Origin of the sequence: Klebsiella sp. K5-306 (genome assembly GCF_051835185.1) — a bacterium.
GTDB lineage: Bacteria > Pseudomonadota > Gammaproteobacteria > Enterobacterales > Enterobacteriaceae > Klebsiella > Klebsiella oxytoca.
Genome location: NZ_JAIFJY010000005.1, coordinates 113,748 through 126,838, shown reverse-complemented (window position 1 = coordinate 126,838; position 13,091 = coordinate 113,748). Strand labels below are relative to the sequence as shown.

14 protein-coding genes are annotated in these 13,091 nt (G+C 58.7%); 12 read left to right on the top strand and 2 right to left on the bottom strand.

What is annotated here, in order from left to right; all coding sequences use genetic code 11:
* Positions 1-220 precede the first annotated feature (220 nt).
* Entirely contained in the window at positions 221-1,567 is a 1,347-nt protein-coding gene (locus tag K2184_RS09950) for an alpha-glucosidase/alpha-galactosidase (protein ID WP_004109389.1), read from the bottom strand.
* A 238-nt stretch (positions 1,568-1,805) separates the two neighbouring features.
* Here K2184_RS09950 and melR point away from each other — a divergent pair, with 238 nt between their 5' ends.
* Positions 1,806-2,747, top strand: a complete 942-nt coding sequence (gene melR / locus K2184_RS09945; RefSeq protein WP_004117308.1) for a transcriptional regulator MelR — start codon at positions 1,806-1,808, stop codon at positions 2,745-2,747.
* Positions 2,748-2,798: 51 nt separating this feature from the next.
* On the opposite strand, the gene proP is transcribed toward melR, so the two are convergent.
* Positions 2,799-4,301, bottom strand: coding sequence for a glycine betaine/L-proline transporter ProP (gene proP / locus K2184_RS09940; RefSeq protein ID WP_004109391.1), 1,503 nt, complete (start codon positions 4,299-4,301; stop codon positions 2,799-2,801).
* A gap of 539 nt (positions 4,302-4,840) precedes the next feature.
* Between proP and K2184_RS09935 the strand changes: the two genes are divergently transcribed.
* The 11 genes from K2184_RS09935 to phnN all read left to right on the top strand — a co-directional run bounded on the left by K2184_RS09935 (position 4,841) and on the right by phnN (position 13,079).
* The gene (locus K2184_RS09935) at positions 4,841-5,176 is read left to right on the top strand and encodes a zinc ribbon domain-containing protein YjdM (protein WP_004097870.1); all 336 of its coding nucleotides are present in this window, start codon (positions 4,841-4,843) and stop codon (positions 5,174-5,176) included.
* A 170-nt stretch (positions 5,177-5,346) separates the two neighbouring features.
* Complete coding sequence (gene yjdN, locus K2184_RS09930) at positions 5,347-5,781, top strand: VOC family metalloprotein YjdN (protein ID WP_016808411.1); 435 nt, start codon at positions 5,347-5,349, stop codon at positions 5,779-5,781.
* A gap of 300 nt (positions 5,782-6,081) precedes the next feature.
* On the top strand, positions 6,082-6,807 hold the full coding sequence (gene phnF / locus K2184_RS09925; protein ID WP_163525819.1) for a phosphonate metabolism transcriptional regulator PhnF: 726 nt from the start codon (positions 6,082-6,084) through the stop codon (positions 6,805-6,807).
* Positions 6,808-7,260, top strand: coding sequence for a phosphonate C-P lyase system protein PhnG (phnG, locus tag K2184_RS09920; RefSeq protein ID WP_004109395.1), 453 nt, complete (start codon positions 6,808-6,810; stop codon positions 7,258-7,260). It begins immediately after the preceding gene.
* Positions 7,257-7,841: a phosphonate C-P lyase system protein PhnH gene (gene phnH, locus K2184_RS09915; RefSeq protein ID WP_004109396.1), complete on the top strand. Its 585-nt coding sequence runs from the start codon at positions 7,257-7,259 to the stop codon at positions 7,839-7,841. Before phnG ends, phnH begins: the two co-directional genes overlap by 4 nt.
* Positions 7,841-8,905, top strand: coding sequence for a carbon-phosphorus lyase complex subunit PhnI (locus tag K2184_RS09910; protein WP_004109397.1), 1,065 nt, complete (start codon positions 7,841-7,843; stop codon positions 8,903-8,905). Before phnH ends, K2184_RS09910 begins: the two co-directional genes overlap by 1 nt.
* Complete coding sequence (locus tag K2184_RS09905) at positions 8,898-9,746, top strand: alpha-D-ribose 1-methylphosphonate 5-phosphate C-P-lyase PhnJ (protein ID WP_064356265.1); 849 nt, start codon at positions 8,898-8,900, stop codon at positions 9,744-9,746. The genes K2184_RS09910 and K2184_RS09905 overlap by 8 nt, the downstream gene beginning before the upstream one ends.
* Entirely contained in the window at positions 9,743-10,501 is a 759-nt protein-coding gene (gene phnK / locus K2184_RS09900) for a phosphonate C-P lyase system protein PhnK (protein ID WP_163525818.1), read from the top strand. Before K2184_RS09905 ends, phnK begins: the two co-directional genes overlap by 4 nt.
* A 195-nt stretch (positions 10,502-10,696) precedes the next feature.
* A complete protein-coding gene (gene phnL / locus K2184_RS09895) occupies positions 10,697-11,383 on the top strand; it encodes a phosphonate C-P lyase system protein PhnL (protein WP_163525817.1) in 687 nt (228 codons plus the stop codon).
* Positions 11,380-12,516: an alpha-D-ribose 1-methylphosphonate 5-triphosphate diphosphatase gene (phnM, locus tag K2184_RS09890; RefSeq protein WP_016808416.1), complete on the top strand. Its 1,137-nt coding sequence runs from the start codon at positions 11,380-11,382 to the stop codon at positions 12,514-12,516. Before phnL ends, phnM begins: the two co-directional genes overlap by 4 nt.
* Complete coding sequence (phnN, locus tag K2184_RS09885) at positions 12,516-13,079, top strand: ribose 1,5-bisphosphokinase (RefSeq protein ID WP_004117297.1); 564 nt, start codon at positions 12,516-12,518, stop codon at positions 13,077-13,079. The genes phnM and phnN overlap by 1 nt, the downstream gene beginning before the upstream one ends.
* The last annotated feature ends 12 nt before the right edge of the window (positions 13,080-13,091 follow it).

Genomic DNA, 13,091 nt, shown 5'->3' with positions numbered 1-13,091 from the left:
ATCCGTAGCCCGGTTAAGCGCAGCGCCACACGGAAGATAATCTGAAGCGACATTGCGCGCTGTTCCCCGGAGGCGGCGCTTGACGCGCCTTGTCCGGGCTACGTGTACGCTGATGGCGGTAAACCCGTAGCCCGGCTAAGCGCAGCGCGAGCCGGGAGAAAAACGCAAAGCCACCTCCAGGCCGGATAAGGCGCTAGCCGTCATCCGACACAATACCTGATTAGCCATGCACCCACGCCGGCAGCCAGTCGCCGTGGCTGTCGATCAGATCGTCCACCAGCGCATAGATCTCCTCAATGCCCAGCACCGCCGCCGTATGCGGGTCCATCATCGTCGCATAGTAGATATAGTCGCGATTTTCCGTGAGTATCGCCTCCGTCAGCAGGGTCTGAACGTTGATATTGGTTTGCATCATTGCCGCCAGATGGGCAGGCAGCTTGCCCGCTTTGGTCGGTTGAATGCCGTTAGCGTCCACCAGACAGGCCACCTCCACGCAGCAGCCCTGCGGCAGGTTATCGATAAGATTATCGTTACGCACGTTACCGTAGATCACGCTCGGCTCGCCTGTCCAGATGGCGTTCATAATGGTGCTGGCGTACTCGCGCGAGGGTTTGACCTCAATGCGCTCGCTGGTTTTATACCGCTCCAGCTCTTTGTGCCAGTTCGCCACCTGCTCTACGCAGCGTTTCGGATACTCATCCAGCGGCACCTGATAGCGCGCAATCAGATCCTCACGCCCCGGCTTGATAAACCAGGGAGTGTATTCCGCGAAGTGCTCGGACGACTCCGTGACAAAATAGCCCAGCTTTTTAAACATCTCATAGCGGACGATGTTCTGACAGCGCGAATCTTCGCGATGCTTCGGCGCGCGTCCTTCGGCAAATGCCTGCAGCATCTCCGGGTAAATACTGACATAGCTGCCGTCGCTGAGCTTTTTCTCCAGCGACAGGTAAAAGGCCATATGATTGATACCGGCGCAGCGGTAGCGTAAATCCGCCGGGTCGAGATCCAGATCGTGGGCCAGTTCCTCCGCCGTCCCCTGCACCGAATGACACAGTCCGACCTGCTTAATATGCGGATAGCGGGCGTACATCGCCCAGGTATTCATCGCCATCGGATTGACGTAGTTAAGCATAGTGGCATTCGGGCAAACTTCGGTCATATCGTCGCAGATGCGCCACAGGTGCGGAATGGTGCGCAGCGCGCGCATAATTCCGCCCGGGCCAAGCGTATCGGCAATAGTTTGCTCCACGCCATGCAGCTTACAGACTTCAAAATCGGTGACCGTACAGGGCTGATAGCCGCCAATCTGGAAGGCCACCACCACAAAATCCGCGTCCTGCAGCGCCGCTTTCTGGTCGCGATGGCAGCTGATTTCCCCCTCCGCGCCCAGAGAATCCATCAGTTTGCGCACCACAATATGCGACTCCTCCAGACGAGTCGCATCGATATCCATCAGGGCGATATGCGCGGACTTTAGCGCCGGGCGCTGAAACACATCGCCGAGTATATTTTTGACGAATACCGTCGAACCGGCGCCGATAAAGGTAATTTTGGGGGCAGACATAGGGTGCTCTCCGTAGGGTTAGTGAACGTTAACAGAGTGGCATGCCGGACTACCGGCGGGCTGCCCTCTTCCCGCCGGAGCATTCCCGAAAACTCAGATCGGCTACCGGCAAGCATGAAAACTGATTTTTCGGGAATAAATGGGCGAAAAAGAAGAGAAAACGGGCCTTTAATTCGACTAAGATAAGCGCTGACTGGCGTCAAAAATCGGCAAGAATGATGATTCAGGAATTTACATCATGATCGATAAACCCCGCGCAGCGCATCCCGCCGACGCGTATATGAGCAGCAGCGACGATCGACTGCCCCGCAGCCCGCTGGCGCTCTACTCTGAATACCAGCGGATGGATATCGAGCTGCGTACTCCTTATGCCATGACCGCCAGCCACTGGCACGGTCAGGTGGAGGTGAACGTCCCCTTCGACGGCGATGTCGAGTATCTGATCAACGATGAAGCGGTACGTATCGAGCAGGGCTATATCACCCTGTTCTGGGCCTGTACGCCCCATCGCCTTACCCGACCAGGGGCCTGCAGGCAGATGGCTATCTTCAACCTGCCGATGCATCTGTTTTTATCCTGGCCGCTGGATCGGGAGCTTATTAACCACGTCACCCACGGTATGGTGGTGAAATCGCTGGCTGCCCAGCAGCTCAGCGTATTTGAAGTCCAGCGCTGGCAGCAGGAGCTGAACAGCGATAATGAGCAAATCCGCCAGTTAGCGATCGATGAAATCGCTCTGATGCTCAAGCGCCTGAGCCTCTCCGGCTGGCAGCCGATTCTGGTGAACAAGACTTCACGCACGCATAAGAACAGCGTTTCGCGCCACGCCCAGTTTTACGTCAGCCAGATGCTGGAATATATTGCCATCCACTACGATCGGGCGCTCACCGTCAACGATGTCGCCGAGCATGTGAAGCTGAATGCCAACTACGCGATGGGGATTTTTCAGCGGGTGATGCAGCAAACCATGAAGCAGTACATTACCGCGATGCGCATTAATCACGTTCGGGCGCTGCTCAGCGACACCGATAAGACCATCCTCGATATCGCCCTGACCGCCGGTTTCGGCTCCAGCAGCCGCTTTTACAGCACTTTTAATAAATATGTCGGCATGCCGCCGCAGCAGTATCGCAGGCTGAGCCAGCAGCGTCGCCATAATCTGGCGCCCGCCGGGGCATAAAAAAATGCCGCCGGGGAAGCCCACGGCGGCATTGATTAACAGCAAAACGGTTTAGTCGTTGATGCGCGGATGCTGCTGCACCAGACGAGAACGTTTTTCCTGCAGATCGGCGATCTCCTGATCGATATCTTCGATTTTATGCTCGATGTTATCGTAGTGCTCGCCGAGAATTTCTTTCGCTTCCTGAATATCCGAAGCCGCTGGCGTCGCCCCTTTCAGCGGACGATTGGCGGTCTCTTTCATCGACAGGCCGGTAATCAGACCGATAACTGCAATTACCATCAGATAGTAAGCCGGCATCATCAGGTTCTGCGTGCTTTCTACCAGCCACGCCGCCAGGGTTGGCGTCAGACCGGCAATCAGCACCGAGATGTTGAAGGCGCTGGCCAGGGCGCTAAAACGAATGTGGGTCGGGAACATCGCCGGCAGCGACGAAGCCATCACCCCGATAAAGCAGTTCAGCACAACCGCCAGCACCAGCAGACCGGCGAAAATCAGGCCGAGAACGTTACTGTTAATCATGATGAATGCCGGAATCGACAGCGCGAACAGCGCCACGCTACCAATCAGAATGAACGGGCGACGGCCAAAACGGTCGCTGAGCATACCGATAACCGGCTGAACGAACAGCATCCCGACCATGATGGCGATGATGATCAGCACCCCGTGGTCTTCTGAATAGTGCAGGTTATGCGACAGGTAGCTCGGCATGTAGGTCAGCAGCATGTAGTAGGTCACGTTGGTGGAAATCACCAGACCGATACAGGTCAGCAGGCTACGCCAGTGTTTAGTGGCAATCTCTTTAAAGGAGACTTTCGGCCCGTCCTGTAGGCCCTCGCGGTCGCCCTGCTCCATTTTATCAACGTGCTGCTGGAACGCCGGCGTCTCTTCCAGCGCATGGCGCAGATAAAGACCAATAATGCCTAACGGCAGCGCGAGGAAGAACGGAATACGCCAGCCCCAGTCGAGGAAGTTCTCTTCGCCTACCATGCTGGAAATGAGTACCACCACGCCCGCGCCCATCACGAAGCCCGCTATCGAACCGAAGTCCAGCCAGCTGCCCATAAAGCCGCGTTTACGGTCAGGCGAGTATTCCGCCACAAAGATCGATGCCCCGGTATATTCTCCGCCCACCGAGAATCCCTGCGCCATTTTACACAGCAGCAGCAGAATCGGCGCCCAGATACCAATGGTGGCATACGACGGAATAAGACCGATACAGAATGTACTTATCGACATAATGACGATGGTTATCGCCAGAATTTTTTGTCGACCATATTTATCGCCCAGCATCCCGAAGAACAGGCCGCCTAGTGGACGAATTAAGAAGGGAACCGAGAAAGTACCGAGCGCAGCAATCATCTGCACGCTAGGGTTGGCATCGGGGAAAAAGACCTTACCAAGAGCATACGCAACAAAACCATATACCCCAAAATCGAACCACTCCATCGCGTTACCCAGCGAGGCTGCGGTAATCGCTTTCTTCAGTTTGCTATCATCAATGATGGTCACATCCCGAAGCGTGATGGGTTTTACTTTTTTCCTTTTAAGCATAATTATCCTCTTTTGCTCTCGCCTTGAGCGCACGAATCTCCGCCAAATGACAAGGTCATTCGCGTCATGCGTTGGGAGCGGCGAATTGCTGTGCTCCACATTTCAAGCGTAGCAGGTTTGCCTGCACTGTCTGCTGACAGTCCGTACAACCGAACCTGTTGACGCCTGCTCTGGCCATAATGAATATGCGGGGCCGCTAATAAGTGTAGTGAATTTGCGTTCTCGCCTTTTTACCCTAACAGCGTTTAAATTTGGGATCAACTTCACAAAAATTTACCTACCCTTAAACAGAGTCGGCGAAAACCAATAAGTTCAATGAATATTGGAACTTAGCGATACATTTCCGGAAATATCTGGCGGTTTTTATGGAAATAACCCCGTCGCTCTTCACGGGGTATATTCATTTTCTTCCCTGCAGTAACTCATAAAAAAGGCCCGACAAAAGTGCGGGATTGCGCTATAATCACTTACACTTTCGGCTATCAGCCGCCATTTAATGGACCAACGTCCTGTTTTACCCAGTAATCGCGAGGAACGTCATGCAACTGCCACACTGCCCAAAATGCCATTCTGAATACACTTATGAAGATGGCGGCATGTTTATCTGCCCGGAATGCGCCCATGAATGGAACAATGCCGAGCCTGCGGATGATAACGACGCGCTGGTGGTCAAAGATGCCAACGGTAATTTACTCGCCGACGGCGACAGCGTCACCGTCGTAAAAGATCTCAAGGTTAAAGGCAGCTCTTCAATGCTAAAAATCGGTACTAAAGTGAAGAATATCCGCCTGGTTGAAGGCGATCATAATATTGACTGTAAAATTGATGGTTTTGGCCCGATGAAGCTAAAATCCGAATTTGTTAAAAAGAACTGATTTTATTCCCCCGGCGCCTGTCGTCGGGGGGAAATATATTTTCCCGTGCCGTTTTGCGAATTGTCCGATCGTCTTCCGCCTCTTCTTGCATCTTCCTTCGCTGCCGCCTGGCTTAATTTTGCAATCCCCTTCTACGCTTAATGGAATATTCGTTACCTGAGGTGATGCTTATGCCCCTGAGTCCCTATATCGCTTTTAGCGGCAACTGCGCGGCCGCCATCGCGTTCTACCAGCAGGCGCTGGGCGCTGAACTTCTCCATAAAATCACCTGGGGCGAAATGCCGCGGGATATTCATGACGCAGAGGATGGCTGCCCCTCCGGCCAGCATCTGGCCGCCGACGGCATCGCCCACGCCAGTCTGCGCATCGCCGACAGCATCCTGATGCTCAGCGACAGCCCCTCCAGTAAAATGGAGCGCTACGCCGGGTTTACTATCGTGCTTGATCCACAAGATGTTATCGAGGGTAAACGCTGGTTTGACGGCCTCGCCGACGGCGGGCAGATAGAGATGGTCTGGCAGGAGACATTCTGGGCACACGGCTTCGGTAAAGTGATCGACCGCTTTGGCGTCCCGTGGATGGTCAACGTGGTGAAAGAACCTTAACGCTGCACTTTTCCCCTCCCCCTAACTCTCTCCCCGAAAGGGAGAGGGTACCCGGCGGTGCAGTTTGTTACCCCTGCGCCGCTCTGCAGCCCCCACGCACAGCTGACTCCGCACCCGGATTTTTCCTCTCCCTTCAGTAGAGGGCCTCTGTGCGTTCATTCCCTCTTACCTGTCATCCCTTCGGCATTAACTCTTCATCCCCCGGTCATCAGGAGTTAACCGAAACGTAACAAAAAACCGTCAGGATTGGCTCACGCTCAGAGGAAAACTCCTTCTTGTCCTTAGTGAGGCTCGATTGCCATGTACTTATCCAGACATCCGACCAGTTACCCCACGCGATATCAGGAAATTGCCGCCAAACTGGAGCAAGAGCTTTGCCATCATTACCGCTGCGGCGACTATCTGCCCGCCGAGCAGCAGCTGGCGTCCCGGTTTGAGGTTAACCGCCATACCCTGCGCCGGGCCATCGATCAGCTTGTCGAGCGCGGCTGGGTCCAGCGCCGTCAGGGCGTCGGCGTGCTGGTACTGATGCGCCCGATAGATTACCCGCTCAACGCCCAGGCGCGCTTTAGCCAGAATCTTCTCGAACAGGGCAGCCACCCGACCAGCGAAAAACTGCTGTCGGTGCTGCGTCCGGCCAGTAGCCACGTTGCCGATGCGTTTGCCATCAGTGAAGGCGATAACGTCATTCACCTGCGCACCCTGCGCCGCGTTAACGGTGTCGCCCTGTGCCTGATAGACCACTACTTTGCCGACCTGCAGCTATGGCCGGTTCTGCAAACCTTTACCCACGGCTCGCTCCATGATCTGTTGCGCAATCGTCTTGATATCGAACTGACCCGCGTACGCACCAAAATCAGCGCCCGCCGCGCGCTGGCCAAAGAGAGCCGCATTCTCGGCATTCCCAATATGGCGCCGCTGCTGTGCGTGCGCACCCTGAATCATCGCCAGGGCGAGCAGAGCGCGACGGAGTACTCCGTCAGCCTGACCCGCGCCGACATGATTGAATTCACCATGGAGCACTGAATGCACTTTGATACCGCTACCCGCCAGCGCTGGATGTCCGTGCTGGCCCACAGTGACCCACAAGAACTGGCGGCGCGGATGCAAACGCTGCAGCTCGCGCCGCAGTATGAACTGATTCGCGCCCCGGAAACCGGGCTGGTCCAGCTGCAGGCGCGCATGGGCGGCATCGGCGATCGATTTTTCGCCGGAGACGCCACCTTAACCCGCGCCGCTATCCGCCTGGCCGACGGCACGCTCGGCTATAGCTGGATTTTAGGCCGCGATCGTCCACACGCTGAACGTTGCGCGGCCATCGATGCCCTGATGCAGTCGCCACACCATTTTCACACCCTGATGGAAACCCTGATAACCCCGCTGGAAGAACAACGTAGCGCGCGCATTGAAGCCCGACGCGCCGAAGTCAACGCCAGCCGGGTCGACTTCTTTACTCTGGTTCGCGGAGATAACGCATGACCTTACAACCCGCTTTTACCCTGGCTGTGCAGGATGCCCAGCACAGTTTCCGCCGCCTGCTGAAAGCGATGAGCGAGCCGGGCGTGATTGTCTCCCTGCAGCAACTTCAGCACGGCTGGCAGCCGCTGAACGTCGCCACCACCAGCCTGCTGCTGACGCTGGTGGATCACGAGACGCCGGTCTGGCTCGCTCCGACGCTGCATAACGATCTGGTCGGCCAGAATTTACGCTTTCATACCGGCGCGCCGCTGGTTGAGCAGCCACAGCAGGCAACCTTCGCCGTCGCCAGTGACAGCATCAGCGCCGAACAGCTCAACGTGCTCTCCGCCGGTACCGTCGTCGCCCCGGAGACCGGCGTTACGCTGATTGTTCAGCTCGCCAGCCTCAGCGGCGGCCGGATGCTGCGCCTGACCGGCGCCGGGATCGCCGAGGAGCGGATGATCGCCCCGCAGCTGCCGGAATGCATTATTGCAGAGTTAACCGAGCGCCCGCATCCGTTCCCGCTGGGTATCGATCTGATTCTCACCTGCGGCGAACGCCTGCTGGCGATTCCGCGCACCACTCACGTCGAGGTCTGCTAATGTACGTAGCCGTCAAAGGCGGCGAGAAGGCGATCGTCGCCGCTCACGCCCTACAGGAACAGCAACGCCGAGGCGATGGACGGCTTCCTGAAATCAGCGTTGACCAGATTAGCCAACAGCTCAATCTGGCGGTGGATCGGGTCATGACCGAAGGCGGTATCGCCGACCGGGAGCTGGCGGCGCTGGCGCTGAAGCAGGCCAGCGGCGATAGCGTCGAAGCGATTTTTCTGCTGCGCGCTTACCGCACCACGCTGCAAAGACTGGCGGTCAGCGAGCCTGTCGACACCGCCGCTATGCGCCTTGAGCGCCGGATCTCGGCGGTCTATAAAGATATCCCCGGCGGCCAGATGCTCGGCCCGACCTACGATTACACCCACCGTCTGCTCGATTTTACCCTACTGGCCAACGGCGAAACGCCGCCGCTGGCGACCGATAGCGCGCCGCAGGAAGCCACGCCGCACGTTTTTAATCTGCTCGTCCAGCAGGGACTGGCGAAGGCGGAGCAGGATACTGACGCGCAGCCCGACGACATCACCCGCCATCCGCCGGTTTATCCCTGTTCGCGCTCGTCGCGCCTGCAGCAGCTGGTGCGCGGCGACGAGGGCTACCTGCTGGCGCTGGCCTACTCCACCCAGCGCGGCTACGGGCGCAACCATCCGTTTGCCGGGGAAATTCGCAGCGGCTACGTCGCGGTGGAGATCGTCCCGGAAGAGCTGGGCTTCACCGTCACTATTGGCGAACTGTTGATGACCGAATGCGAAATGGTCAACGGCTTTGTCGACCCTCAGGATGAACCGCCGCACTTCACCCGCGGCTACGGCCTGACGTTTGGCATGAGCGAGCGCAAAGCGATGGCGATGGCGCTGGTTGACCGCGCGCTCCAGGCGCCGGAGTACGGCGAAGAGGCGGCGGGTCCGGCCCAGGACGAAGAGTTTGTGCTGGCTCATGCCGATAACGTCGAGGCGGCCGGTTTCGTTTCGCACTTAAAACTTCCCCACTATGTCGATTTCCAGGCCGAACTGGCGCTACTTAAACGCCTGCAACGGGAGAATCAACGTGGCTAACGCACTGACCGGCTACAACTTTGCCTACCTCGACGAGCAAACCAAACGCATGATCCGCCGCGCCATCCTGAAAGCGGTGGCCATCCCCGGCTACCAGGTACCCTTCGGCGGTCGCGAGATGCCGATGCCCTACGGCTGGGGAACCGGCGGTATTCAGCTTACTGCCAGCATTATCGGCGAAAATGATGTGCTGAAGGTGATCGATCAGGGCGCCGACGACACCACCAACGCGGTATCGATTCGTCAGTTTTTCAAACGCGTAACCGGCGTCGCAACCACCGAACGTACCGAGAACGCCACGCTGATCCAGACCCGCCACCGGATCCCGGAAACGCCGCTGACCGAAGATCAGATTCTCATCTTCCAGGTGCCGATCCCGGAACCGCTGCGCTTTATCGAGCCGCGCGAAACCGAAACCCGCACCATGCATGCGCTGGAGGAGTACGGCGTAATGCAGGTGAAGCTGTACGAAGATATCGCCCGCTTCGGCCATATCGCCACCACCTACGCCTACCCGGTGAAGGTCAACGGCCGCTACGTCATGGACCCATCGCCGATTCCGAAATTTGATAATCCGAAGATGCATATGATGCCTGCGCTACAGCTGTTCGGCGCCGGGCGCGAAAAACGCATCTATGCGGTGCCGCCTTATACCCCGGTGGAGAGCCTCGATTTCGACGATCATCCGTTTACCGTTCAGGAGTGGGATGAACCCTGTGCTATCTGCGGCTCACGCCACAGCTATCTTGATGAAGTGGTGCTCGACGACAGCGGCAAGCGGATGTTTGTCTGCTCCGATACCGACTATTGCCGCCAACAGTGCGAGGAGCAGAAAAAATGAGCTATCCGTTACTGGCGGTGAATAACCTGACCCACCTCTATGCGCCGGGTAAAGGCTTCAGCGACGTATCGTTCGAGCTGTGGCCGGGAGAAGTGCTGGGTATCGTTGGCGAGTCCGGCTCCGGTAAAACCACCCTTCTACAGGCGATTTCCGCCCGCCTGACGCCGCAGCAGGGTGAAGTGCGGTACCAGAATCGTTCGCTGTACGCGATGAGCGAAGCGGATCGCCGTCGCCTGCTGCGCACCGAGTGGGGCGTGGTGCATCAGCATCCGATGGACGGGCTGCGTCGCCAGGTGTCGGCCGGCGGCAATATCGGCGAGCGCCTGATGGCGATCGGCGCCCGTCACTACGGCCACATTCGCACCACCGCCGGGCAGTGGTTACAGGAGGTGGAGATCCCGCCTTCGCGCATTGACGACCTGCCCACCACCTTTTCCGGCGGCATGCAGCAGCGTCTGCAAATCGCCCGCAATCTGGTGACGCAGCCGAGGCTGGTGTTTATGGATGAACCTACCGGCGGGCTGGACGTGTCGGTGCAGGCGCGCCTGCTCGATCTGCTGCGCGGCCTGGTCGTGGAGCTCAATCTGGCGGTAGTCATTGTGACCCACGACCTCGGCGTTGCCCGCCTGCTGGCTAACCGTCTGCTGGTGATGAAACAGGGGCAGGTGGTGGAAAGCGGCTTAACCGACCGGGTGCTCGACGATCCCCATCATCCTTACACCCAGCTGCTGGTGTCGTCGGTATTGCAGAACTGAGCGTATGTCCACTCCCGGCGGCGCTGCGCTGACCGTGCTACGGGTGACGGACCGTCTGCGAGCCGGTAGCACGGACAGGCGCAACGCGCCGTCTCCGGCGATCCCCGGTCGCGCTTCGTGAATTAATGCATCAGGTAGCCCGGATAAGGCGTTCGCGCCGCGATCCGGGGAAATTCAGGCACGATGAGGCTAAAAATGAACGCCATTCGCGTGGAAAACATCCATAAAACCTTTGTTCTGCACCAGCAGAACGGCGTGCGTCTGCCGGTACTCGCCGACGCCTCGCTGAGCGTAAACGTCGGCGAATGCGTGGTGCTGCACGGCCACTCCGGCAGCGGAAAATCGACCCTGCTGCGTTCGCTGTACGCCAACTATCTCCCCGATAGCGGCCACATCTATATCCGCCACGGCGATGAATGGGTGGATCTGGTCACCGCCACGCCGCGCCAAGTCCTGGAAGTGCGTAAAACCACCATCGGCTGGGTTAGCCAGTTTCTGCGAGTGATCCCGCGCATCTCCGCCCTCGACGTCGTCATGCAGCCGCTGCTCGAGCTGGGCATCCCGCGCGAAGAGAGCGCCGGTAAAGCCGCCCGCCTGCTGACGCGCCTGAACGTGCCCGAACGTCTGTGGCACCTCGCCCCCTCGACCTTTTCCGGCGGCGAACAGCAGCGGGTCAATATCGCCCGCGGCTTCGCGGTGGACTACCCGATCTTGCTTCTCGACGAACCCACCGCCTCGCTGGACGACAAAAACCGCGCCGCCGTGGTGGAACTGATCCAGAAAGCCAAAGCCCGCGGCGCGTCGATCGTCGGCATTTTCCACGACGAGGCCACGCGTAAGCAGGTCGCCGACCGCCTGCACCCCATGGGGATTTCAGCATGATTATCAACAACGTAAAGCTGGTCCTCGAAGACGAGGTGGTTAACGGTTCGCTGGAGGTGCGGGACGGCAGAATTTCAGCCTTTGCCGAAAGCCAGAGCCGGCTGGCGGAGGCCATTGACGGCGACGGCGGCTGGCTGCTGCCGGGACTTATCGAGCTCCATACCGACAACCTGGACAAGTTTTTCACCCCGCGACCGAAGGTGGACTGGCCCGCCCACTCGGCGATGAGCAGCCACGACGCGCTGATGGTCGCCAGCGGCATCACCACCGTGCTGGATGCCGTGGCTATTGGCGATGTCCGCGACGGCGGCGATCGTCTGGAGAACCTGGAAAAGATGATCAATGCCGTGGAGGAGACGCAAAAGCGGGGCCTCAACCGCGCCGAACACCGGCTGCATCTGCGCTGCGAACTGCCGCATCACACCACTCTGCCGCTGTTCGAGAAGCTGGTTGGCCGCGAACCGGTGAGCATGGTCTCCCTGATGGATCACTCCCCTGGCCAGCGCCAGTACGCCGACCGCAGCAAATACCGCGACTACTACCAGGGCAAATACCATCTGACCAACGAACAGATGGACGCCTTCGAAGAGGAGCAGATGGCGCTGGCGGCTGCCTGGTCACAGCCCAACCGGCAGCGCATCGCCGCGATCTGCCGCGAGCGGAATATCGCGCTGGCCAGCCACGATGACGCTACCTGCGAACATGTGCTCGAGTCACGCCAGCTTGGCAGCGTTATCGCCGAATTTCCCACCACTATCGCCGCAGCGCAGGCCTCGCGCCAGCATGGGATGAGCGTCCTGATGGGCGCACCGAATATCGTGCGCGGCGGCTCGCACTCCGGGAACGTCGCCGCCCATCATCTGGCGGCCAGCGGACTGCTGGATATTCTCTCCTCCGACTATTATCCCGCCAGCCTGCTGGATGCCGCTTTCCGCATCGCTGACGACGAGGGCAACGCTTTTACCCTCGCGCAGGCTATTCGTCTGGTAAGTCAAAACCCGGCGCAGGCGCTGGGGCTGCACGACCGCGGGGCGATTGCCGAAGGTAAGCGGGCGGACCTGGTGCTGGCGCGCCGTCACGGCGAGCATATCCATATCGATCACGTCTGGCGGCAAGGTAAGAGGGTCTTCTGATGGCAGGAAAACTGATTTGGCTGGTCGGTGCCTCCGGCTCCGGTAAAGACAGCCTGCTGGCGGCGCTGCGCCAGCGTGAGCATCCACAGCTGCTGGTAGCGCACCGCTACATTACTCGTTCGCCCAATGCGGGTGGTGAAAACCATATCGCCCTCAGCGAGCGAGAGTTTTTTACCCGCGCCGAGCAGCATCTGTTTGCCCTCAGCTGGCATGCAAACCACCATTACTACGGTATTGGCATCGAGATTGACCTGTGGCTGCACGCCGGGTTCGACGTGGTCGCTAACGGTTCACGCGCGCACCTTGCGCAAGCGCAGGCGCGCTATGCTGACGCCCTCCTGCCTATCTGTTTGCAGGTTTCACCGGAGGTGCTCAGACAACGCCTGGCGCGGCGCGGGCGGGAGAACGAAACAGAAATCGCCCAGCGCATGGCGCGCGCGGCGCGCTATACGCCGAGCGCGTGTCTGACGCTAAATAACGATGGTCGCCTTAGCCAGTCGGTGGACGCTCTGGTTTCGCTGATTCGCATTCACGGCAACCGACGCGAACGGCAGCCAGCCTGACGCGCGAGGAGA

Bases quoted from the DNA above. Each gene is read 5' to 3' on its own strand.
- melR (WP_004117308.1), top strand. From the start codon at position 1,806: ATGATCGATAAACCCCGCGCAGCGCATCCCGCCGACGCGTATATGAGC.
- phnG (WP_004109395.1), top strand. From the start codon at position 6,808: ATGCACTTTGATACCGCTACCCGCCAGCGCTGGATGTCCGTGCTGGCC.
- phnL (WP_163525817.1), top strand. From the start codon at position 10,697: ATGAACGCCATTCGCGTGGAAAACATCCATAAAACCTTTGTTCTGCAC.
- K2184_RS09935 (WP_004097870.1), top strand. From the start codon at position 4,841: ATGCAACTGCCACACTGCCCAAAATGCCATTCTGAATACACTTATGAA.
- phnF (WP_163525819.1), top strand. From the start codon at position 6,082: ATGTACTTATCCAGACATCCGACCAGTTACCCCACGCGATATCAGGAA.
- proP (WP_004109391.1), bottom strand. From the start codon at position 4,301: ATGCTTAAAAGGAAAAAAGTAAAACCCATCACGCTTCGGGATGTGACC.
- phnK (WP_163525818.1), top strand. From the start codon at position 9,743: ATGAGCTATCCGTTACTGGCGGTGAATAACCTGACCCACCTCTATGCG.
- phnN (WP_004117297.1), top strand. From the start codon at position 12,516: ATGGCAGGAAAACTGATTTGGCTGGTCGGTGCCTCCGGCTCCGGTAAA.
- phnM (WP_016808416.1), top strand. From the start codon at position 11,380: ATGATTATCAACAACGTAAAGCTGGTCCTCGAAGACGAGGTGGTTAAC.
- phnH (WP_004109396.1), top strand. From the start codon at position 7,257: ATGACCTTACAACCCGCTTTTACCCTGGCTGTGCAGGATGCCCAGCAC.
- yjdN (WP_016808411.1), top strand. From the start codon at position 5,347: ATGCCCCTGAGTCCCTATATCGCTTTTAGCGGCAACTGCGCGGCCGCC.
- K2184_RS09950 (WP_004109389.1), bottom strand. From the start codon at position 1,567: ATGTCTGCCCCCAAAATTACCTTTATCGGCGCCGGTTCGACGGTATTC.
- K2184_RS09910 (WP_004109397.1), top strand. From the start codon at position 7,841: ATGTACGTAGCCGTCAAAGGCGGCGAGAAGGCGATCGTCGCCGCTCAC.